The following is a 19,827-nucleotide window of genomic DNA, read 5'->3' as shown; positions in this document are numbered from 1 at the left end:
AGGTGGACCAGGTGATCGCGTGCGTACCGCCGGTACCACGGGTCCGCCTCGGTCGGCAGGCCCGTCGCCCCGGTTTTGGCCTCGCCCGCGTCGCCGGTTCCGACTTCGGCGCGGGCGGACGAGGCGGGGTCGGCCGCGTCCGCGCCCGCGGCGTCGGTCACGTTCGGGTTGCCGTCGGCTGGTTCGCCGCCGTCGGTCGCGGAGGGGCCGTCGCACGGCGCGTCCCCGGCCGGGTCGCGGTCGGGGTCGCTAATGGCCCCCCACCTCCGAGACGCCGTAGAGCCCCTGCGGTTTCACGACGAGCATCGCCACGAGGATGAGGAAGATGGTCATCTCGGGGAGTCCGGTGAAGTCGACGTAGTTCTGGAACCACCAGGTCATCGTCGAGTCGACGAACCCGACCAGCAGCGCGGCGACGACCGTGCCGCGGAAGGTGCCCAGCCCGCCGATGATGACGACGACGAACGCCGGCAGCAGGGTCTCGGCCGCCAGCGGCACCGACGCGCCCCAGGCGGGGTCCCACGCGAGCAGCACCCCGGCGGCGCCCGCGATGCCGGTGCCGAGCGCGAACACGACGGTGAACACGCGGCGCACGTCGACGCCGAGCGCGCTCAGCATCTCGCCGTCCTCGCTGCCCGCCCGGACGAACAGCCCGTAGCGCGTGCGCGTGAGGAACAGGTGGACGCCGAGGACGGTGAGCGCCCCGAACAGGATCTGGAACAGCTCGAGCCCCTGCACCGACGCCCCCGCGAGGCCGACCGACCCGGCGAGGAAGGCGGGCTTCGTCCCGAGCACGCCCTGCCAGACGGTGGTTGGCTGGAGCCCGTAGAACAGCACCACGATGCGTGCCAGTTCGTCGAGCATCAGCGTGAGCCCGAAGGTGAGCAGGATCTGGTACAGCGGCGGCCGATCGTAGATCGGCCGGATGAGCCCGACCTCGAGGGCGCCACCGAGCGCGGCGAGCGCGCCGAAGGCGACGACGAGCGCGACGCCGAACGTGAGCAGTCGGGCGACCGGCCCGCTGGACTGGCTCACGGTGGCGACCAGCGCGAGGCCGCCGAGGTAGGCGCCGAGCATCGTCAGCGAGCCGTGCGCGAAGTTGAGCACGCCCATCAGCCCGAACACGAGCGTGAGCCCGGCGGCGATCATCACGTACAGCCCCGCCTCGGCGAGCCCCCGGAGCAGCACTTCGGCGAGGGTCGTCGGCGAGAGGAACTCGACGAGCGCGTCGAGGAGGAGCGGCGCGACGGCGACGTCGCCCAGCGACGCGGCGACGGGGAGGGCGGCGACGGCGCTCATGCCGAGAGGTACCTCCTGAGCCGCTCGGAGTCGGCGTCCACCTCGGCCGTCCCGCCCTCGTCGACGACCGCGCCGTGGTCGAGGACGTAGAAGCGGTCGGCGACGTCGAGCGCGAGCGGGAGGTTCTGTTCGACCAGCAGCATCGTCGTGTCGGCGGCGGCGTCGGCCAGCGCGTCGGCGACCGCCTCGACGATCAGCGGGGCGAGCCCCTCGCTCGGCTCGTCGACGAGCAGCAGGTCGTTGTCGCCGACCAGCCCGCGGGCGATGGCGAGCATCTGCTGTTGCCCGCCCGAGAGGTCGCCGGCGTCGGCGTCCCGGCGCTCCGCGAGGTCCGGGAACGTCCCGAACGCGAGTTCGAGCCCGGCCCCGGCGTCGTCCGCGTCCGGGACCGCGACGCGGACGTTCTCCTCGACGGTGAGCTGTGCGAAGATCCGTCGCTCCTCGGGGATCCAGCCGACGCCGCGGTCTGCCACCTCGTGGGTGCCGCGCCCGACGAGTTCCTCGCCGCGGAGGCGCACCGAGCCCTCGCGCGGCGGGGTGAGCTGGAGCACCGACCGGAGCGTCGTCGTCTTGCCGACGCCGTTCCGGCCCATCAGCGCGACGACCTCGCCCTCGTACACCTCGAGGTCGACGCCCTCGAGGACGTGGCTGTCGCCGTAGTACGTCTCGACCCCCTCGACCGCGAGGAGGAGGTCATCGGCGTCCGGTCGAACGTCGTCGTCGGCCGATCGAGCGTCGGCGTCGACCGCGGGCGACGCACCGCCGACGGCCGACGCGGTAGCGTCGTCGGGGGGGCCGGCGTCGGAACTCACGCGAGTTCACCCCCGTCGTCGGCCGATCGGTCCGACCCGTCCGCGCCGGTTCCGGCGCTCCCCGGCTCGTAGCCGCCGAGGTACGCCTCCTGCACCGCGGGGTCCGCGCGGACCGCCGCGGGCTCGTCGTCGGCGATGACCGCGCCCTGGTTGAGCACGACGACCCGGTCGGACACCTCCATCACGATGTCCATGTTGTGCTCGACCAGCAGTACGGCGTGGTCGGTCGCCACGTCCTCGACGAGGTCGACGACGCGGCTCACGCTCTCGGAGGAGACGCCGGCGTTCGGCTCGTCCAGCAGCAGGACGTCCGGGTCCCCCGCGAGCGCGATCCCGACCTCCAGTTGCCGCTTGGCGCCGTGGGAGAGCGCGGAGGCCGGCTCCTCGGCCCTGTCGGCCAGCCCGACGCGGTCGAGGACGGCGTACGCCTCCTCGAGGTAGCGGTCGAGTTCGCCGGCGTTCCGCCAGAACGTGGAGGCGTCGGGGCCGGCGGCCTGCGCGGCGACGCGGACGTTCTCGAGCACTGTGCTCCCGGGGAAGACGTTCGTGACCTGGTAGGAGCGGTGGACGCCCATCGAGGCCACCTCGTGGGGGGCGGCGCCGGTGACGTCGGTCCAGCCGTCCGGGCCGGTTGCGCCGGGGGTACCGGCGTCCGCCCGGCCGTCGACGCCGTCGCCGGCACCGTCGCGGTTGCCGGCGCCGCCGTCGGCCGAGCCGGCCGCGGAGTCGGTCCGGAGTTCGACCGTCCCGGCCGTGGGCTCGAGCGCCCCGGTGAGGAGGTCGAAGAAGGTGGTCTTGCCGGCGCCGTTCGGGCCGATGAGCGAACAGAGTTCGTCCTCCCCGAGCGCGAAGTCCACGTCGTCGACGGCGGTCAGGCCGCCGAACCGCTTGGTGAGCCCTCGGGTCCGCAGCATCTACAGCGAGCAGTTCATCCCGTCGCCGTCGGACGGGATGGTGGTCTCGTCGGCGGGGATGCGCGCGACCGGTTCGCTGGGCTGGACGGACGCCCCCCACGAGTCGCTCCACTCGTCAGCGGTCGGCACGACGTTCGCGACCGTCATCTCCGAGCGCGCCTGCCCGTTGTACTCCTGGAACGTGTACGCGTCCGTCCCCTTCGGCGTGTCCGCGACGGTCATGCCGCGGAGTTCGGCGGCGACGTCGGCACCCTCGGTGGACCCGCTCGCCTCGACGGCCTGCACGATGGCGGAGGCGGCGGTGAAACAGCCGGCAGTGAACAGGTCGGGCACCTTGCCGTAGGCGCTCGTGTACGCGTCGACGAACGCGTCGTTGATCTCGTTGTCGTACTGGTTCCAGTGGTAGCGGGTCGTGAACGGCCCCATCTTCACGTCGGCGATCCCCTCGGCCGAGAGCGGCGTGCCGAGCGAGTTCTCCAGCGTCGAGCCGACGACCGCGTTCGTGATCTCGGTGGCGAAGCCGCCGAACACCCGGTAGGAGTAGTCGCCGTTGAGGAACGACGTGAACAGCGCGGGCAGGGTCGCGACCGTGAAGCCGCCGACGATGCCCTCCGCGCCCGCCTCCTCGGCGTTGTCGAGCAGGCCCTCCCACTCGCTGTACCCCTGCGGGACGAAGCGCTTGCCGACGATGTCGACGCCCTCCTGCTGGAGCACCTGCTCGTAGTTGTTCACGACCGCACGGCCGAACGAGTAGTCGGCGCCGAACAGGAACACCGAGGAGACGTCCGACTCCTGGGCGACGTACTTCCCGCCCGACCGGGCGTCCATCGCCGTGTTCTCGGAGGCCCGGAACACGATGTCGCTACACGTCGACTCCTCGGCGGTCGCGGCCGCGGAGGCGGCCGGCCCGATCATGTAGGGGACGCCCGCCTGCTGTGCCACCGTCTCGCTCACGCGCGTCGCGGCGCCCGAGGAGGCACAGCCGAACAGCATGTCGACCTCCTCGTCGGTGACGAGGTTCGTCGCGAGCGACTGGGCCTCGTCGGCCGAGAAGCCGGTGTCGCGGACGACGAGTTCGTAGTCCACGTCGCCGACGGTCACGGTGTGGGTCCCCGACTCGGCGGTCGCGCCGGGTTCGACGCCGGCCTTGTACGCGAGCCCCGAGGTGAACCCCCAGACGCCCTGCTGGCCGTAGTACTGGAGGTCCCCCGAGATCGGCTGGAGGACCCCGATCGTCACCGTGCCCGACGCGCTCGTTGAGTCACCCATCGTCGTTCCTTCCCCGTCCGTTCCCGCGTCGGTGCTCCCGCCGTCCGCCGGCGTGCCCGTACCGTCGCCGGACTCGCTCGAACAGCCGGCGAGGCCGGTGACGCCGGCGGCGCCGAGCGCCTCGATGGCCCGACGTCGCGTGATACGCTGGCTCATACGTCCCTGCCACTCGAACGGACCGGCAAATACTGCAGGGTTAACATGTGAACGACCGCGCCCGTCCCGGTCGGGAGCCGCCGATCCGTCCCGCTCGTTCAGATAAGCGGCCCTCCGTTTCACTATAAACTTTTTATATAACCGTTACGTGGCGTGTTACATGGAACGCGAGATGAAGCGGGACCCGTCCACCGGCGTCGCCGTCTCCGTGCCGGTCCCGGCCGGGGACCCGAACCTGTTCAAGAACAAGGCCACCGACGACGTCCTCCTGTTCCTGTCGCGCCACCGGTTCGACGAGTTCGCCGTCGCGACGCTGGCCGAACGAACCGGGCACACGAAACCGACGGTCGGGCGGGCGGTCGACGTGCTGGCCGGGAACGGTCTGGTGGTCGAGGAGGCCGACGGGAACCGACGGCTCGTCCGGATCGACCGCCGGCGGCTCTTCGTTCCGGACGACCCGTTCCTCCGCATCCCCCAGCGGGAGTTTCAGGCGCCGGTGAAGGCGGCCGTCGACGAACTGCGGGACCGCCTCGACGGCCTCCTCGGGGTCGTCCTGTACGGCAGCGTGGCGCGCGGGGAGGCCGACCGCCGGAGCGACGTCGACCTGTGGGTGCTCGTGGACGAGGACCGCGCGGGGAGCCAGCGGACGGTCAACGAACTCGAACGGGACCTCGAGGAGCGCGAGTTCGAGGGCGAGCGGTACGGCTTCGACGTCGACGTCGAGGCCGTCTCGTCGGTTCCGCGGTACGCCGGGAGCGTCCGGGAGATCGTCCTGTCGGGCATCCCCCTGTACGAGACGACGGCGTTCGGGACCGTCGAGGAACTGCTCGTGAACGGGGCCGAGGACGATGCCTAGCGGGTCGGACCCGGGGGCGGTGCTCGACGCGCTCGAACGGGCCGAGGATGCCTTCGACGAGGTCGGCCACGGCGTCCCGAGCTACGAGGCGGGGATCGAACCGGGCGGGGACTGGGAGACGCAGCTCACGAAGGCGTGCAGGCTCCTCGAGGTGGTCGCGGTCCTCCGGGAACGGGACGGCTACCACACGGCGGTCACGGAGCTGTGCTTCGGCGCCACCGAGCGGTCCATCGAGGCGTACGCGGTCGCGATGGCCGGCGACGAGGTCGCGGACTTCCGGGACCACGAGTACAGCTACGAACGCGCGCACCAGATCGGCCTCTTCGAGGCGGGGACCGCGGAGGCGATGATGGACCTGTACGGCGAGAACCGCACCGAGAGCTACTACGGCGGGGGTCGCCCCACCGAGGCCCAGGCGACGGCGATGTCCGACCTCGCCCGGGCCGTCCACGGGTTCGCCACCGCGCAGATTCGCGAGGGTGGCGTCTGCCGGTGCGACTGATCGCCGGCGTGGCGCTCGGACGCGTCCGGGACTCGTTCGGGAGTCAGATCACTCCAGTTCCCGCATCGCCTCGACGACCCGTTCGAGCATCTTGCGCTGGCCGCGTCGGAGGTTCTTCGACACCGCGGGCTTGGAGACGTCGAACCGATCGGCGAGCGTCCCGAGCGTCGCCGACCGCGGGCTCTCGAAGTAGCCCTCCGAGGCGGCCGTCTCCAGCGTCTCGCGCTCCACGTCCGAGAGGTCCTGGCAGCCCTCGATGAGCGTCATGGCGGCGCCGGCGTTCTGGACGAACCCCTGGAGCTCCGGCACGTCGGGCTCGCGCCGCTCGACGACGTCGAACTCGTTGTCGCGGTCGAGCCGCGAGAGCGTCCCGTCGGCCTCGCCGCGGTCGTCGAAGCCGACGTGCCACAGTTCGCTCCCGTCGGCGACGTAGAACGGGCCGGTGATGTAGCCGCCGCCGTCGCGGATCGTCTCCATCGCGGCCGTCTGGTCGATGACCGTGCGGACGTGGGCGACGTCGTCGGCCTTCGAGAGCAGCGAGTAGTCCGCCATCCCCGCGTGGTCGCGGAGTTCGGTGAGCCCCCCGGCGAGTTCGTGGCGGTCACCGCCCTCGACGACCATCCGGGTCTCGAGCGACCGCGTCGCCGTGTCGAACTCCCAGTGGACCGCGGAGAACGCCACGTCGTGCTCCTCGGTGGCGTGGATGAACGGACAGTCGTACTGCTCCATATCCATCGTGAGATCCAACACGGTCGTTCACCCGAGTTGACGGGTAACTCTCGTGATCGATGAAACGGTTTTCGGTCCACCGTGGACGCAGGTCCGCGGGGCCGTCGACCGCGTCGGGGGCCAGGGACGACGGATCGCCGCGGCTCGGAGCCGTCGCGGCCCTGATTGTGCATGGTCACCGCTTTTGGCCGGTCGAGCCGTCCCTACGGACTGTGAGATCCGCCCGTACGCCTCCCGTCCCGCCGGGCCCGGCCGCCGCGACCGCCGGGGAATCGAACGACGGTCGGCGGCAACGCCCCCGAAGTCGATGACATGAACCTCGACCAGACCGACCGGTCCATCCTCTATCTCGTTCAAAAGGAGAACCGGACCGAACTGTCGACCGGCGACATCGCCGAGCAGGTCGGCGTCTCCTCGAGCACGGTGAGCAACCGGCTCAGGCGGCTCAGGGAGTCGGGGATCATCGTCGACTACAAGCCGGAGATCGACTACGAGAAGGCGGGCATTCCCCACCACGTCCTGTTCGTCTGTACGGCGCCGATCGGCGACCTGAAACGCGTCGCGACGGACGCGCTCAACACGCCCAACGTGGTCAACGTCCGCGAGCTACTCTCCGGGACGCGGAACCTCCTCGTCGAGGTCGTCGGCGTCCAGACGACCGACGTCGAACGGGTCGCCGAGGACCTGGACGCGCTCGGGATCGACATCGAGACCTCGGAGATCGTGCGCGAAGAGTACAGCCGACCGCTGGGCCACTTTGGCTCGCAGCTGTCGGGCGAGTGAGCGGAACTCCGCCGGCGGACGTGCCGCCACGCCGCCTTCGTTTCGTGAAACACTGCCAGAAATCAACTTCGATGCTGTCGAGACGCGAGGGTTATTTACACAAGACTTATGCAAGATATTACCGAACCGCGAGCGTGGTCGTTCACTTCAGATCCGGCAGGGAGAGCGAAGCGGTCTCCGCGGGAGCCGTCCACGAACCCGCCGTTGCCGAGGGGATCCCCCCGGCCGAACCGTCGCGGTCGCTACGCGGGACCGCCCGCGTCGACGCCGCGGATTCGACGTTCGCGGCCGGCGGCAACCGACCACCCCCCGCCGTCGCCGGACCCCGATCCGAGCGCCGCCCACGACGCGACGACGAGGGGGACGGGCCCGTGGTAGCGCCCCGAAACGAACGCATCGACGGTCGGGGGGCCGATGAAGTACTGTCTCGACTGCGAGTGGTCGGTGTCGGACGGGACCGACTTCGGCGGGATCGACCGGAGGGAGTCCGATCCCGCCGAGCGGGACCGGGAGGGGGCGGACGCGGCGGAAGCCGACGCGGACGACCCCTCCGGGCGGGCCATCGCCCACGCCGCGGAGACGGGCCACTCCATCGAGTCCGACGGCCCCCCGTTCCCGCGTGCGCTCCTGGACCGGAACAACCCCGACCTCAGCCAGGTCCTCCCCGTGACGCCCCGTCGGGACCGGTGCGGGCTGAACGGCTGAGCGACCGGCCGAACGGCCGAGCGACCGGCGGGCGCCTGACCGAACGATCAGCCCTCGCCGAAGCGCTCGCGGACGGCGTCGCGGTCGATCTTCTCGGGCCCCGACGTCGGGAGCGCGTCGACGAACGCGAGGGCGCGCGGCCGTTTGAACCGCGCGAGCCGCCCGTCACAGAACGTTCCGAGTTCGTCGAGCGTCAGCGACGCGTCGCCGACGACCACGGCCTTCCCGACGGTGCCCCACGTGTCGTCGGGCACGCCGACGACGACCGCGTCCTCGACCTTCGGGTGGTCGGCGAGGACGTCCTCCACCTCCGGGGGGTAGACGTTCTCGCCGCCGCTGACGAACATGTTCTTCTTCCGTCCCTCGATGTGGTAGTAGCCGTCGGCGTCGACGCGGGCCAGATCACCCGTCGAGACCCAGCTAGCCGACCCGCGGTCGCCGTCCGCGTCCGGCCCGTCCGCCGGCCGGGCCGAATCGGCGCCGAACGTCGCCTCGCTCTCCGCCGGGTTCCGCCAGTAGCCGGCGGCGGCGTGGGGGCCCGACAGTTCGAGTTCCCCGACCTCGCCGTCCGGGAGGAGGTCGCCCGCGTCGTCGACGACGCGGGCGTCGACGTGCATCGCCGGGACGCCGACGGCGTCGGTCTTCCCGCGGTCCCGGCCGTCCGGCATCGCGAAGTTGTTCGGGCCACACTCCGTGAGCCCGTACCCCTGCGAGAGGTCGACGCCGCGCTCGCGCCAGGCGTCGATGACCGACCCGCGGCAGGGGCCGCCGCCGGACTTGGCGAACCGGAGCGTCGAGAGGTCCGCGTCGGCCCAGTCGTCGTGGGTCGCCATCATCCGGAGCACGGCGGGGACCGCGACGAGGACGCTCGCCCCGCGCTCCTCGACGACCCGGAGCACCTCGCCCGCGTCGAACTCGCGGGCGAGGACGACGGTCCCCCCGAGGTGGAACAGCGGGACGGTGAGGACGTTCCAGCCGCCGGTGTGGAACATCGGGAACGTCATCGGCGTGACGTCCTCGGGCCGGAGCCCCCACGCGGTGATGGTGTTGAACGAGTTCCACAGCACCGCGCGGTGGGGGACGACGGTCTCCTTCGGGGTCCCGGTCGAGCCGCCGGTGTGGAGGAACAGGTGCGGGTCGTCCATCGAAACGTCGGGGCGCTCGACCGGGGAGCCGTCCTCCGGCAGCGCGTCGGTCCAGGCGTCGGCAGCGAGGTCGGCCGCGGCCCCGCTCACCGACTCGGCCTCGTCGGCCACGACCACGCGCTCGTCGGGAAGCGCGTCGGCGTGACCGTCGTCGGTTCCGCCGGCCTGCCCGTCGGCCACGTCGCCGAACGGGTCCGCGAGCCCGTCCTCGACCACGAGCAGCGAGGCGTCGACGACGCCGAGCAGTTCGGCGAGTTCGGGCGGCGCGAGCCGGTGGGAGAGGGGGGCCAGTACGGCGCCCAGCTTTCCGGTCGCGAAGAACAGGTCGACGAGTTCGGGCCGGTTCCGCGAGACGACCGCGACCCGGTCGCCCGCGCGGACGCCGCGTTCGCGGAGCAGCCGAGCGGTCCGGTTCGCGCGCTCGTCGAGGTCGGCGTAGGTGAACTCCGCGCCGGTGGTGGCGTCGACGAGCCCCACCGTTCCGGGCGAGAGGCGGGCGCGGCGGGCGCTCCAGTCGCCCACCCACTCGTTCGCCGGCGGCGCCGGCGTGAACTCACGCATCGGCGAGGAACCCCAGGAGCAGGTCGTTCACGCGCCTCGAATTCTCGACGAAGAACAGGTGCGAACCCCCCTCGACGTACTCGACCGTCGCGTGCGGGAGTCGCTCGGCGAGCAGGTCGGCGTTCTCGACGGGGACCACCCGGTCGGCCGTCCCGTGCGCGACGAGGACGGGAAGATCCAGGGAACCGAGTTCGTCGCCCGCGTCGAACGCCGCCACGGCGGCCGCCTGCGCCTCGCGGGCGGCGTCGCTCGCGTCCGACTCCAGCCGCCAGTCGACGACGTCCGAGACGAGCGCGTCGTTCGCCTCGGGGAACCCGTCGGACATCGCGGGGGCCATCCTGTGCCGGATGGCCTCGCGCTCGTCGGCGTCGTCGGGGACCGAGAACATCCGGGCCAGCGTGGATTCGGGGGTCGGGTGGGCGTCGGGGCCGCCGGGCGAGGTGCAGAGCAGGGCGAGCGAGCGGGCCCGGTCGTACTCGATCGCGTAGCGCTGGGCGACCATCCCGCCCATGCTGGCGCCGACGACGTGGGCCTCCTCGACGTCGGCGTCCGCGAGCACGGCCTCCAGGTCGGCGGCCAACTCGGGGACCGTGTACGGTCCCTCGGGTTCCTCGGAGTCGCCGGTTCCGCGGTTGTCCCACAGGAGGAGGTGGTAGTCGTCGGCGAGCGCGTCGGCCTGCCAGTTCCACATCCACCGGCCGTAGCCCAGGCCCTCGCAGAGCACGACCGTCCCCGCGTCGGCGGGGTCGCGCCCGCGCTCCTCGTACGCGACCGCGACGCCGCCGTTGTCCGCTCTCGGCATGGTCGAGGGGTGGAAACGCGGCGCCTTCAAGGGGGCGCTTCACATGTTAACCCGGGCGTTTTTCGACGGCGCCGCGGACCCGACGGTATGCCAGTCGCAGCCGTCGGGGACGCCGCGAGCGCGGAACGAGCCGTCACGACCGACGACGTCGACGCCTACGCCGACCTCACCGGCGACCGCAACCCCATCCACCTCGACGAGGAGTACGCCTCGGGGACGATGTTCGGGGGCCGCATCGCCCACGGGACGTTCTCGGCGGGGATCGTGAGCGCCGCGCTCGCCGGGCTGCCGGGCGACGTGATCTACCTCTCGCAGGACCTCTCGTTCGAGAACCCGGTCCGTCCGGGGACGACGGTCCGGGCGGCGGTCGAGGTCGTCGAGCACCTCGGCGGCGACCGCCTCCGGGTCGAGACGGTCGCCGACGCCGACGGCGAGCGCGTGGTCTCGGGCGAGGCGGTCGTCCTGTCGGTTCCGCACGAGGGGTGAGTTGGGGTAGCCGGGTTGGTTGACAGCACTGTCGGGGTGGAAGATCGGATGTTCCGGGGGCTTTCGAGGTGGATGTCACGCTATTCGAGCCGATACCGGATGCGACACGCCGAGAGATGACCGACGCGGGGCGTTCGAGACGTTCGACACGTCGTCCGGGAAAAACCTTCCCCACCTCGTCACCATCCAAATCACCGGAATCGAACCGCTCATGCCCGGACCCGAACTACCCACGACCACCCGACGAAACCGATGGTAGACTCGACGACGATCCTCGCCGTGTTCCTGACGCTCGGCGCGGCGCTGGCGGTCGCCGCCCAGAACCTCTTCGTCCGGAAGGGCACCGACGGCGGCGCCGCGCTCGACGCGGTCGTCGTCGTCATCGGCGTGAACGTGCTCGTCCTGCTCCCGTCGGTCGCGGTGCTCTACTACCCCGACTACGGCCTGACGCGAACCTCGTGGCTCTCCTTCGCCGTCGCTGGACTGGTGGGCACGCTGCTGGGTCGGGTGCTGAGCTACACCAGCATCGAGCGGATCGGCGCGAGCAGGACGGCGCCCATCGTCGCCGGGTGGGCGCTCGTCTCCACCGTGTTCGGCGTCGTCCTCCTCGACGAGACGCTCACGCCCGTCCACGCCGTCGGCATCGTGCTCGTCGTCGCCGGCATCCTCGTCATCGCGTGGGAGACGAACCAGGAGAACCCGGAGGGGCTCTCGCGCCGGGAGCTCTCGATCGGGCTCCTGATCCCGGTCGCCGCGGCGTTCGCGTACGGGCTGGAACCCATCTTCGCCAAGTTCGGGTTCGCGGAGGGGACGCCCGCGGCCGTCGGCCTCGTCGTCAAGACGGCGGCGGCCATCCTCGGGTTCACGCTGTACCTCCGGTGGCGGGGGCGCCTCCCCGGCCGGACCGTCCTCCGTACGAGGAACGCCCGGTGGTTCGTGCTCGCCGGCCTCGCGAACACGGCGTTCCTCGTCGGCTACTACGCCGCCCTCGAGATCGCTCCGGTGAGCGTCGTCACGCCGATCGTGATCACGAACACGCTGTTCGTCGTGGCCCTCTCGGCGCTGTTCATGCCGAAGCGGCTCGAACGCGTGACGCCGACGCTGGCCGTCGCGGCGACCGGCGTCGTCCTCGGGGTCGGGCTGATCACCGCGTTCGGCTGAAACTCGCCGGAGCCGCCGGAAACGTTCCCGCCCGTCCCCTCGCCCCGGAAAACACTTGCCGCCCGCGCGTCAGGCGCCGGACGACGCGATGTTCCCCCGAAGCCTGCTCTCGGAACTCGCCAAACCCCTCCTCGCCATCCCGGTACTGGCGGCCGTCTTCCTCCTGATCGTCACGGGCCCGCTCGGCTGGGTGATGCTCGCGCTGTTCCTGCTGGCCGGCCTCGCCGTCCGCGCCGCGTGGACCGACGACGCCGACGCGGTCCCCGAGAAGGTGAACTGCCCCGACTGTGGCGCCCGCGTCGCCGCCGGGCGGGACGCCTGCGACTACTGCGGGGCGTCGCTCGACTCCCCGACCTGACTCCCCGACGAGGCCGTCGACGCCCGGGAGCCGCCTCCGGCCCGCCGGACCGGAACGATTAATTGAACGCTTTCTCAATCGTTCATCGATGACCGAATCGACCGACCGGCTCGAACGGCTCATCGCCGACGAGATCGGCGAGTGCTGCGCGGCCGACCTCGACGACCGCCTCGCGGAACTGGACTCGCTGCGAGGGGCGGCCGACCTCGGCGTCGCGGCGGCCGACGCGCGCGTCCTCTCGGCGCTCGGGAACGACACGCGCTACGCCGTCGTCCGCCTGCTCGCCGCCGCGGACGGCGCGCTGTGCGTCTGCGAGTTCGACCCCCTGCTCGACGTGAGCGAGTCGGCGGTGAGCCACGCGCTCTCGGACCTGACCGACGCGGGCCTGCTGACGCGGCGCAAGGAGGGGAAATGGCGCTACTACGACACCACCGACCGGGCCGACGCGCTCGTGGCGGCGCTGGACTCCACCCGCGGGGGCGGGGGCGCTGCCGGCGACGCCGGGATCGCCGCCCGCGACGCCGGGACCGGGGGCTCCGCGTGAGCTCCGACCTCGGCGTCCTCGACCGCTATCTCACGCTGTGGATCGGGCTGGCGATGGCGCTCGGCGTCGGGATCGGCTACGTCGCGCCGGGCGCGGCCGACCTGTTGAACGCGGTCACGTGGAACGGGACGAGCCTCCCCATCGCGGTCGGACTGTTCGCGATGATCTACCCGATCATGGCGGCGATCGACTACGACCGGGTGCCGCGCGTGACCCGGACCGCCCGCCGGGAGATCGCGCTGACGCTCGCGTTCAACTGGCTGGTCGCGCCGTTCGTGATGTACGGGCTGGCGACGACGTTCCTCGGCGGCCACCCCGCGTTCGTCACCGGGCTCGTGATCGTCGGCATCGCGCCCTGCATCGCGATGGTGCTCGTCTGGAACGAACTCGCCGCGGGCAACGGGGAGCTGTGTGCCGTCTGCGTCGGCGTGAACAGCCTGCTCCAGATCGCGCTGTTCGTCCCGTACGCGTTCCTCTTCCTGACGGTCCTCCGCGGGACGGCGGTGGACGTCTCGACCGGGCTCATCGCGCAGACGGTGCTCGTCTTCCTCGGCGGGCCGCTCGTGCTCGGCTACCTCACCCGGCGGGTCGCGTTCCGGACGGTCGGCCGCGAGGCGTACGAGTCGCGGATTCTCCCCAGGATCTCGCCGCTCGGCCTCCTCGGACTGCTGTTCACGGTCGTCGCGATGTTCGCGCTGAAGGGGGAGTACATCGTGACCAACCCCGAGACCATCGCGCTGATCGCCGCCCCGCTGTTCGTCTTCTTCGCGGGGACGTGGGCGCTCGCCTACGGCGCATCGGCCGCGCTCGGGTTCGAGTACGCCGAGGGCGTCAGCGTCGCGTTCACCGCCTCCTCGAACAACTTCGAACTCGCCATCGCCGTCGCGGTCGCCGTCTTCGGCGTCGCCAGCGACGTCGCGCTCGCGACCGTCGTCGGCCCGCTCATCGAGGTGCCGGTGATGCTCGCGCTCGTCCGGGTCGCGCTGGCGACGAAGGACCGCGTCTTCCCCGCCGGGCTCGGAACCGGCGGGGTCGCCTCCTCCGACTGATCGATGCGGCTCACACCTGCCATGACCGACTCGACGACTGACACGAGCTCACGATGACCGATACCACGAACGAGGCCGGAACCGACGCGACCCGCATCGCCTTCGTCTGCGTGCGGAACGCCGGCCGGTCCCAGATGGCCGCCGCCTTCGCCGAGCGCGAACGCGACCGGCGGGGGCTGACCGACCGGGTCGAGATCCTGACCGGCGGCACGCACCCGGCGGAGGCGGTGCATCCGGTCGTGGTCGACGCGATGGCCGAACTCGACGTCGACCTGTCGGGCCGGACGCCGAGGGAGATCCCGCCCGCGGAACTCCGGACCTGCGACCACGTCGCCACGATGGGCTGTTCGACGCTGGACGTGAGCGGGGCCGAATCCGACGTCGCCCTACACGAGTGGGACCTCCCCGACCCGGGCGGGCGCGAACTGGCCGAGGTCCGAGGAGTCCGGACGACCGTCGAGCGCCGCGTCCGCGACCTGTTCGACGAACTCCACCTCCGGTAGTCGGTTCGGCCGCCCGGGCGGCGACCGGACTCCTCGACCGGAGCGTCCCGAAAACGGCGCCCGTCCCGCGACGGGCGCTCCGCTCCCACCGATGGGACTGCGTGGGCGAATCCGACAGTCAACCGGGTCACCCACGAGCACGTCAGGATTTCCCACACATAAGTCGGGGCGATGAGACACCTCGACCTGCCGGGTTCGACGCCCGCGGGCGATCGCGAGCGGGGTCGTCCGGGTCCCCGTCGCCCGTCCGCGCCGTGGACGTCCGGTTCGCCCGCCCCCGAACGCTGAAACGGTGGTTTCAGCTTCCCTACCATTTAGGTACCCCGACTCTCCACCCGAGGTATGGTCTCACGTACCTCCCGTCGACCCGCCGCGTTCCCCCGCCGAGGACCGGCGCTCCTCCGCCGACCCCGCCCGCGACGCCGATGAGCGACGAACTGCTGGACGTCAGGAACCTCCGGACGACGTTCGGGACGCGGGACGGCACCGTCCACGCCGTCGACGGATTGGACCTGTCGGTCTCGCCGGGCGAGACGGTGTGTCTCGTCGGCGAGTCCGGGTCGGGCAAGACGGTCACCTGCGAGTCGATCACCCGCCTTCTCGCCGAACCGCCCGCCCGGGTCGAGGCCGACCGCCTCCGGTTCGACGGCGAGGACCTCCTCGACGCCCCGGAGTCGTCCCTGCGGGAGGTCCGCGGCGACGGCATCGCCTACGTGTTCCAGAACCCCCAGAACGCGCTCGACCCCGTGTACACCGTCCGCGCGCACGTCGTCGAGGCGCTCCGCGCCCACCGCGACGTGGGCCGGGAGCGGGCCCGCGAGCGCGCGGTCGAACTGCTCGCGGAGGTGGGCATTCCGAACCCGCGCGAGCGCTGCGCCGAGTACCCCCACCAGTTCTCGGGCGGGATGCGCCAGCGCGTCCTCATCGCGATGGCGCTGGCCGCCGACCCCGACGTGCTGATCGCCGACGAGCCGACCACCGCGCTCGACGTCACGACCGAGGCGGCGATCCTCGACCTGTTCGCCGACCTCGCGGCCGAGCTCGACGTGGGCGTCCTGCTCGTCACCCACGACCTCGGCGTCGTCTACGAGGTCGCCGACCGCGTGATCGTCCTCTACGGCGGGAAGGTCATGGAGACCGGATCGGCCGCGTCCGTCTTCGAGAACCCGACCCACCCCTACACCCGGGGGCTGCTCGCGAGCCTGCCGGGCCGGGGGGACGAGATGCGTCCCATCGAGGGGGAGCCGCCCGACCCCGCGGACCCGCCGTCGGGCTGTCGGTTCCACCCGCGCTGTCCCGACGCCGTCGACGCCTGCCGGGGCGGCGACCAGCCGCCCCTCCACGAGCTCGGCCGGGCGGAGGGCCGGCGCGTCTCCTGCGTCTACTACGACGACTCGGTGAACGCGGACCCCGCGTCGCTGGACGGTGGAGGGGCGACCCCCAGCGCCGATTCGTCGTCGTCGGGCACCCCGGCGTCGGCGGCCGACGACGCCGTCGGGGGTGAGCCGTGAGCGATCCGCTGCTCGCCGTCGACGGGCTGGAGAAGCACTACCCCGTCACGGAGGGGCTGTTGAACCGACGGACCGGCGCCGTTCGAGCGGTCGACGGCGTCAGCTTCGAGGTGCGGGAGGGGGAGGTGTTCGGCCTGCTCGGCGAGTCGGGCTGTGGCAAGTCGACGGCCGCGCGCAGCCTCCTCCGGCTGGAGGAGCCGACCGGCGGAACGGTCCGGTTCGGCGGCGAGGACGTGACCGGCTACGACGCCGGCGAACTCAGGGCGTTCCGGCGCCGGGCGCAACTCGTCCTCCAGAACCCGGCGGACAGCTTCGACCCCAGGATGACCGTCCGGGAGTCGGTCGCCGAACCGCTCCGGGTCCACGGCGTCCGCGACGGCGACGTCCGCGCGTCGGTCGTGACGGACCTGCTCGACCGGGTCGGGCTCGCGCCGGGCCACGCCGACCGCTACCCCCACGAGCTCTCCGGCGGGCAGAAGCAGCGCGCCGCCATCGCGCGGGCGCTGGTGTTGAACCCGGACCTCGTCGTCGCCGACGAGCCCGTGTCGGCGCTCGACGTCTCCATCCAGGCGCAGGTGCTCGAACTCCTCGGCGCCCTCCGGCGGGAGTTCGGGCTCTCCGTGCTGCTCATCAGTCACGACATGAACGTCATCAGGGAGCTCTGTGACCGCGTCGGCGTGATGTACGCCGGCGAACTCGTGGAGGTCGGCCCGACGGGGACGACGTTCGCGGACCCGGACCACCCCTACACGCGGGCGATGGTCGAGGCCGTGCCGAGCGTCGGCGGGTCGAGAGCGGGCGACCGCGAGGGGCTCGCCGGCGAGGTGCCCGACCCCGCGGACCCGCCGTCGGGCTGTCGGTTCCACCCGCGCTGCCCGTCGGTCGTACCCCCGGACGACCTGTCGGTCGAGCGGGGTGCGTACCGCCGGCTGTTCCGGCTCGCGCTCGACGTCGCGGACGGCACCGTCGACCTCGACGCCCCTCGGGAACGGGCGGGTGAGGCGCCGGCAGGGGCCGGCCGGGACACGAGCGATGCCGACCTGCCGGCCGACGGCGCCGACCTCCGGGCGCTGGTCCGCGAGGCGTACGACGTGCCGGTGTCGGTCGAGGACGGGACGGTCCCGTCGGCGGCCGCGGCGCTCGTCGACGCCGCGGCCGCGATCGCCCGCGGCGACCGCGACCCGGGCCTGCCGTCGGCGGCCGAACCGCTGTGGTCCCCCTGCGCCACGGAGCGCCCGGGGACGGTCGGAACCGGCGACGACCGCCGGGTCACCTGTCACCTGCACGACGACGCCGTCGAGGCGGTCCCGGAGGCGGCCCGGCGATGAGGGCGCGATACGTCGGGTTCCGGCTGGCGTGGACGGTCTTCGCCGCGTGGCTGTTCGTGACCGCGCTGTTCCTCTTTCTCGCGCTGACGCCCGACCCGAACGAGGCGGTCGTCGGCTGGCTGGCCGCCCAGAACGGCGGCCACGAGGCGGCGGTCGAGGCGCAAGCGGCCTACCGGGAGGCGCGCGGGCGGAACCGCCCGCTGTGGGACCGCTACGTGGGCTGGCTCGTCGCGTTTCTCACCCTGGAGTTCGGCCACTCGTTCTCCTACGGGACGAGCGTCAACGCGGTCCTCGCGCGGACGATCCCCCGGACGCTGGCGTACGTCGTGCCGGGCGTGCTCGTCTCCGCCGCCCTGAGCGTCGCCGTCGGGACGGTCGCGGCGCTGCGCGGCGGCATCTCCGACGCCGCCGGCCGCCTCCTCGGCTACGTCTGCCTCTGTCTCCCCGCGTTCGTCGCCGGCGAGGCGCTCGTGCTCGTGACGCGCCGGACCGACACCCCGCTGGACGCGCTCGTCGGCTACGCCATCGACCTCCCGCTGACGGCGCCGTCGAACCTGCTCGCGCTCGCGCCCGCGGCGGCCATCCTGGGGATCAACCTCTTCGGGGCGCAGGTGCTGTGGGTGCGGACCGAGTCCCGGGAGATCGCCGCCCGGGAGTTCGTCAAGACGCTCCGGGCGAACGGCGTCGCGCGCCGGCGCGTGTACCGACACGTCGTCCGCAACGCGGCCTCGCCGCTCCTGGCGCTGGTCGTCTCGGAGGTGCTCGTCGTGCTGTTCGTCACCGTCTACGTCGTCGAGATCGTGCTCGGGGTTCCGGGCGTCGGGACGGCCTCCTACACGGGCTTTCTCGACCGGGACGTCGGCCTCGTCCTCACGACGGTGTCGCTGCTGGTCGTGACCGCGCTGACCGCGAACCTCCTGCAGGACCTCGCGTCGTCCGCGCTCGACCCGCGGGTCGCCGGGGGTGGGGAGCGACGATGACGACCGACCCCGACCCGGCGGCGGACACGGACGACACGAACACGGCGTCCGCGGGACGTGACGCGTCGACCGACGCCGGGAACGACCCGACGTCTGCCGTGGACGACTCCGCGACGGGCGGACACGACCCGATGACGGACGGGGGTGGAGCGACGGCCGGGGCGGGGCCGACGTTCACCGACCTCGACTGGGACGAGCACGCCGGGGCCGGCATCGTCGTCACGCGGACCGCACTCGCGTTCGTCGGCTCGTTGCTGGCGCTGTCGGCCGTCTTCCTGTACGACTACCTGTTCGTGGCGCCGGGGCTGGTGCTGGTCGGCTCGTGGAACCCGACGATCATCGACTGGCTCTCGCTGCTGTCGATCGTCGTCCTGTTCTTCTACGTCGCCCTGCCGCTGGCCCGCAGGCCCAGGCTGACGAAGCAGTACTGGGCGGACCTCCGGGAGCGACGCGGGGCGACGCTCAGCCTGGCGTACCTCGCCGTCTTCACGGTCGCGGGCCTGCTCGGCCCGCGGCTCTGGGGGCATCCGCGGGTCGCGCCCCGCGGCTTCGAGGTGGCGACCCGGGGGGAGCCGAGCAGCCTCCCGCCGTTCTGGGCGGCGGGATCGATGGACGTGCGGCGCTACTGCCCGACCGGCGCCGTGGACGGGCTGTGCCACGGGACGCTGATCCACCCGCTCGGGACGACCCCCATCGGGCAGGACGTGCTGGCGTACGTGTTCGCGGGGGCGCGACTCGCGCTGGAGGTGACCGTCATCACCGCGGTCATCCTCGTCCCCATCGCGACGGTCGTCGGCACCGTCGCGGCCTACTACGGCGGCCGGGTCGACGTGGTCCTGATGCGCTACGTCGACCTCCAGCAGGCCGTGCCGGCGTTCGTCGTCTACCTGATGGTCATGTTCCTCTACGGGCCGAGCGTCGTGGCGCTCATCCTGCTGTTCGGCCTGTTCGACTGGGATCGCATCGCCCGGCGCGTCCGGAACGACGCCGCCCGCCGGCGGGACGCGGGCTACGTGCTGGCCGCCGAGAGCGCGGGCGCCCGGCGGGTGGACGTGATCCGGCGCCACCTCGTTCCGAACGTCTCGGGCACCGTCATCGCGGGGCTGACGACCCAGGTCCCGTTCGTCCTCATCATGGAGGCGACGTTCTCCTACCTCGGCGTCGTCGACGACGACGTCGGCTCGTGGGGGTACGCCGTCGCCGTGGGGCTCGAGTCCTCGAACGCGTTCACCTGGTGGGCGTACGTCTTCCCGGCGCTCGCGCTGTTCCTGACGGCGCTGGCGATCAACCAGCTCGGGACCGCACTCTACGAGGTGCTCCAGCCCCGCCAGCGGAACGTCGAGTGAGTCGTGCGGGAGAGCGGAAGTCGCGCCG

Annotated in this window: 21 protein-coding genes; 14 read left to right on the top strand and 7 right to left on the bottom strand. The window is 72.1% G+C overall.

Annotation, left to right across the window (positions count from 1 at the left end; translation table 11 throughout):
• Window positions 1–249: 249 nt before the first annotated feature.
• The 4 genes from HUG12_RS21105 to HUG12_RS21090 are packed head-to-tail and all read right to left on the bottom strand — an operon-like array spanning window position 250 to window position 4,450.
• Window positions 250–1,299 (bottom strand): branched-chain amino acid ABC transporter permease, encoded by a 1,050-nt coding sequence (locus tag HUG12_RS21105; protein ID WP_179270866.1) that lies wholly within the window; start codon window positions 1,297–1,299, stop codon window positions 250–252.
• A complete protein-coding gene (locus HUG12_RS21100) occupies window positions 1,296–2,111 on the bottom strand; it encodes an ABC transporter ATP-binding protein (RefSeq protein WP_179270865.1) in 816 nt (271 codons plus the stop codon). The genes HUG12_RS21105 and HUG12_RS21100 overlap by 4 nt, the downstream gene beginning before the upstream one ends.
• Complete coding sequence (locus tag HUG12_RS21095; RefSeq protein ID WP_179270864.1) at window positions 2,108–3,025, bottom strand: ABC transporter ATP-binding protein; 918 nt, start codon at window positions 3,023–3,025, stop codon at window positions 2,108–2,110. Before HUG12_RS21095 ends, HUG12_RS21100 begins: the two co-directional genes overlap by 4 nt.
• Window positions 3,026–4,450 carry an ABC transporter substrate-binding protein gene (locus HUG12_RS21090; RefSeq protein ID WP_179270863.1) on the bottom strand — a complete coding sequence of 475 codons (1,425 nt, stop codon included), beginning with the start codon at window positions 4,448–4,450 and terminating at the stop codon, window positions 3,026–3,028. It abuts the gene before it with no gap.
• A 160-nt stretch (window positions 4,451–4,610) separates the two neighbouring features.
• Between HUG12_RS21090 and HUG12_RS21085 the strand changes: the two genes are divergently transcribed.
• Both HUG12_RS21085 and HUG12_RS21080 read left to right on the top strand, forming a co-directional pair.
• Window positions 4,611–5,306, top strand: coding sequence for a nucleotidyltransferase domain-containing protein (locus tag HUG12_RS21085; RefSeq protein WP_179270862.1), 696 nt, complete (start codon window positions 4,611–4,613; stop codon window positions 5,304–5,306).
• The gene (locus HUG12_RS21080; RefSeq protein ID WP_179270861.1) at window positions 5,299–5,808 is read left to right on the top strand and encodes a DNA-binding protein; all 510 of its coding nucleotides are present in this window, start codon (window positions 5,299–5,301) and stop codon (window positions 5,806–5,808) included. The genes HUG12_RS21085 and HUG12_RS21080 overlap by 8 nt, the downstream gene beginning before the upstream one ends.
• Before the next feature lie 48 nt (window positions 5,809–5,856).
• On the opposite strand, the gene HUG12_RS21075 is transcribed toward HUG12_RS21080, so the two are convergent.
• A complete protein-coding gene (locus HUG12_RS21075; RefSeq protein WP_179270860.1) occupies window positions 5,857–6,558 on the bottom strand; it encodes a helix-turn-helix domain-containing protein in 702 nt (233 codons plus the stop codon).
• 291 nt (window positions 6,559–6,849) lie between these two features.
• Here HUG12_RS21075 and HUG12_RS21070 point away from each other — a divergent pair, with 291 nt between their 5' ends.
• Together HUG12_RS21070 and HUG12_RS21065 are read left to right on the top strand one after the other, a co-directional pair.
• Window positions 6,850–7,320: an Lrp/AsnC family transcriptional regulator gene (locus HUG12_RS21070; protein ID WP_179270859.1), complete on the top strand. Its 471-nt coding sequence runs from the start codon at window positions 6,850–6,852 to the stop codon at window positions 7,318–7,320.
• A 414-nt stretch (window positions 7,321–7,734) separates the two neighbouring features.
• Window positions 7,735–8,025 (top strand): hypothetical protein, encoded by a 291-nt coding sequence (locus HUG12_RS21065; protein WP_179270858.1) that lies wholly within the window; start codon window positions 7,735–7,737, stop codon window positions 8,023–8,025.
• A gap of 47 nt (window positions 8,026–8,072) precedes the next feature.
• On the opposite strand, the gene HUG12_RS21060 is transcribed toward HUG12_RS21065, so the two are convergent.
• Window positions 8,073–9,731 (bottom strand): AMP-binding protein, encoded by a 1,659-nt coding sequence (locus HUG12_RS21060; RefSeq protein ID WP_179270857.1) that lies wholly within the window; start codon window positions 9,729–9,731, stop codon window positions 8,073–8,075.
• Window positions 9,724–10,533 carry an alpha/beta fold hydrolase gene (locus HUG12_RS21055; RefSeq protein WP_179270856.1) on the bottom strand — a complete coding sequence of 270 codons (810 nt, stop codon included), beginning with the start codon at window positions 10,531–10,533 and terminating at the stop codon, window positions 9,724–9,726. Before HUG12_RS21055 ends, HUG12_RS21060 begins: the two co-directional genes overlap by 8 nt.
• Before the next feature lie 87 nt (window positions 10,534–10,620).
• Here HUG12_RS21055 and HUG12_RS21050 point away from each other — a divergent pair, with 87 nt between their 5' ends.
• From HUG12_RS21050 to HUG12_RS21005, 10 genes are all read left to right on the top strand, one after another.
• A complete protein-coding gene (locus tag HUG12_RS21050; RefSeq protein WP_179270855.1) occupies window positions 10,621–11,019 on the top strand; it encodes a MaoC family dehydratase in 399 nt (132 codons plus the stop codon).
• 252 nt (window positions 11,020–11,271) lie between these two features.
• Window positions 11,272–12,180 carry a GRP family sugar transporter gene (locus HUG12_RS21045; protein ID WP_179270854.1) on the top strand — a complete coding sequence of 303 codons (909 nt, stop codon included), beginning with the start codon at window positions 11,272–11,274 and terminating at the stop codon, window positions 12,178–12,180.
• Window positions 12,181–12,268: 88 nt separating this feature from the next.
• Window positions 12,269–12,538: a zinc ribbon domain-containing protein gene (locus tag HUG12_RS21040; RefSeq protein ID WP_179270853.1), complete on the top strand. Its 270-nt coding sequence runs from the start codon at window positions 12,269–12,271 to the stop codon at window positions 12,536–12,538.
• Between the two features lie 88 nt (window positions 12,539–12,626).
• Window positions 12,627–13,082, top strand: a complete 456-nt coding sequence (locus tag HUG12_RS21035; protein ID WP_179270852.1) for an ArsR/SmtB family transcription factor — start codon at window positions 12,627–12,629, stop codon at window positions 13,080–13,082.
• The gene (gene arsB / locus HUG12_RS21030; protein WP_179270851.1) at window positions 13,079–14,131 is read left to right on the top strand and encodes an ACR3 family arsenite efflux transporter; all 1,053 of its coding nucleotides are present in this window, start codon (window positions 13,079–13,081) and stop codon (window positions 14,129–14,131) included. Before HUG12_RS21035 ends, arsB begins: the two co-directional genes overlap by 4 nt.
• 53 nt (window positions 14,132–14,184) lie before the next feature.
• A complete protein-coding gene (locus HUG12_RS21025; RefSeq protein ID WP_179270850.1) occupies window positions 14,185–14,634 on the top strand; it encodes an arsenate-mycothiol transferase ArsC in 450 nt (149 codons plus the stop codon).
• Window positions 14,635–15,059: 425 nt separating this feature from the next.
• On the top strand, window positions 15,060–16,145 hold the full coding sequence (locus HUG12_RS21020; protein WP_179270849.1) for an ABC transporter ATP-binding protein: 1,086 nt from the start codon (window positions 15,060–15,062) through the stop codon (window positions 16,143–16,145).
• Window positions 16,142–17,473 carry an ABC transporter ATP-binding protein gene (locus tag HUG12_RS21015; protein ID WP_179270848.1) on the top strand — a complete coding sequence of 444 codons (1,332 nt, stop codon included), beginning with the start codon at window positions 16,142–16,144 and terminating at the stop codon, window positions 17,471–17,473. Before HUG12_RS21020 ends, HUG12_RS21015 begins: the two co-directional genes overlap by 4 nt.
• Window positions 17,470–18,453 carry an ABC transporter permease subunit gene (locus tag HUG12_RS21010; protein ID WP_179270847.1) on the top strand — a complete coding sequence of 328 codons (984 nt, stop codon included), beginning with the start codon at window positions 17,470–17,472 and terminating at the stop codon, window positions 18,451–18,453. The genes HUG12_RS21015 and HUG12_RS21010 overlap by 4 nt, the downstream gene beginning before the upstream one ends.
• Window positions 18,450–19,799, top strand: a complete 1,350-nt coding sequence (locus HUG12_RS21005; RefSeq protein ID WP_179270846.1) for an ABC transporter permease — start codon at window positions 18,450–18,452, stop codon at window positions 19,797–19,799. Before HUG12_RS21010 ends, HUG12_RS21005 begins: the two co-directional genes overlap by 4 nt.
• Window positions 19,800–19,827: the final 28 nt, after the last annotated feature.

The organism is Halorarum salinum (genome assembly GCF_013402875.1).
Taxonomy (GTDB): domain Archaea; phylum Halobacteriota; class Halobacteria; order Halobacteriales; family Haloferacaceae; genus Halorarum; species Halorarum salinum.
Note: the sequence above shows the minus strand (reverse complement) of the source record. Positions and strands in the feature narration are given on the sequence as shown.

Excerpts from the sequence above, each read along its gene's own strand:
- HUG12_RS21085 (WP_179270862.1), top strand. The coding sequence starts at position 4,611 with ATGGAACGCGAGATGAAGCGGGACCCGTCCACCGGCGTCGCCGTCTCC.
- HUG12_RS21065 (WP_179270858.1), top strand. The coding sequence starts at position 7,735 with ATGAAGTACTGTCTCGACTGCGAGTGGTCGGTGTCGGACGGGACCGAC.
- HUG12_RS21080 (WP_179270861.1), top strand. The coding sequence starts at position 5,299 with ATGCCTAGCGGGTCGGACCCGGGGGCGGTGCTCGACGCGCTCGAACGG.
- HUG12_RS21105 (WP_179270866.1), bottom strand. The coding sequence starts at position 1,299 with ATGAGCGCCGTCGCCGCCCTCCCCGTCGCCGCGTCGCTGGGCGACGTC.
- HUG12_RS21020 (WP_179270849.1), top strand. The coding sequence starts at position 15,060 with ATGAGCGACGAACTGCTGGACGTCAGGAACCTCCGGACGACGTTCGGG.
- HUG12_RS21060 (WP_179270857.1), bottom strand. The coding sequence starts at position 9,731 with ATGCGTGAGTTCACGCCGGCGCCGCCGGCGAACGAGTGGGTGGGCGAC.
- HUG12_RS21090 (WP_179270863.1), bottom strand. The coding sequence starts at position 4,450 with ATGAGCCAGCGTATCACGCGACGTCGGGCCATCGAGGCGCTCGGCGCC.
- HUG12_RS21095 (WP_179270864.1), bottom strand. The coding sequence starts at position 3,025 with ATGCTGCGGACCCGAGGGCTCACCAAGCGGTTCGGCGGCCTGACCGCC.
- HUG12_RS21035 (WP_179270852.1), top strand. The coding sequence starts at position 12,627 with ATGACCGAATCGACCGACCGGCTCGAACGGCTCATCGCCGACGAGATC.
- HUG12_RS21050 (WP_179270855.1), top strand. The coding sequence starts at position 10,621 with ATGCCAGTCGCAGCCGTCGGGGACGCCGCGAGCGCGGAACGAGCCGTC.
- HUG12_RS21010 (WP_179270847.1), top strand. The coding sequence starts at position 17,470 with ATGAGGGCGCGATACGTCGGGTTCCGGCTGGCGTGGACGGTCTTCGCC.
- HUG12_RS21025 (WP_179270850.1), top strand. The coding sequence starts at position 14,185 with ATGACCGATACCACGAACGAGGCCGGAACCGACGCGACCCGCATCGCC.
- HUG12_RS21045 (WP_179270854.1), top strand. The coding sequence starts at position 11,272 with ATGGTAGACTCGACGACGATCCTCGCCGTGTTCCTGACGCTCGGCGCG.
- HUG12_RS21055 (WP_179270856.1), bottom strand. The coding sequence starts at position 10,533 with ATGCCGAGAGCGGACAACGGCGGCGTCGCGGTCGCGTACGAGGAGCGC.
- HUG12_RS21070 (WP_179270859.1), top strand. The coding sequence starts at position 6,850 with ATGAACCTCGACCAGACCGACCGGTCCATCCTCTATCTCGTTCAAAAG.
- HUG12_RS21040 (WP_179270853.1), top strand. The coding sequence starts at position 12,269 with ATGTTCCCCCGAAGCCTGCTCTCGGAACTCGCCAAACCCCTCCTCGCC.
- HUG12_RS21005 (WP_179270846.1), top strand. The coding sequence starts at position 18,450 with ATGACGACCGACCCCGACCCGGCGGCGGACACGGACGACACGAACACG.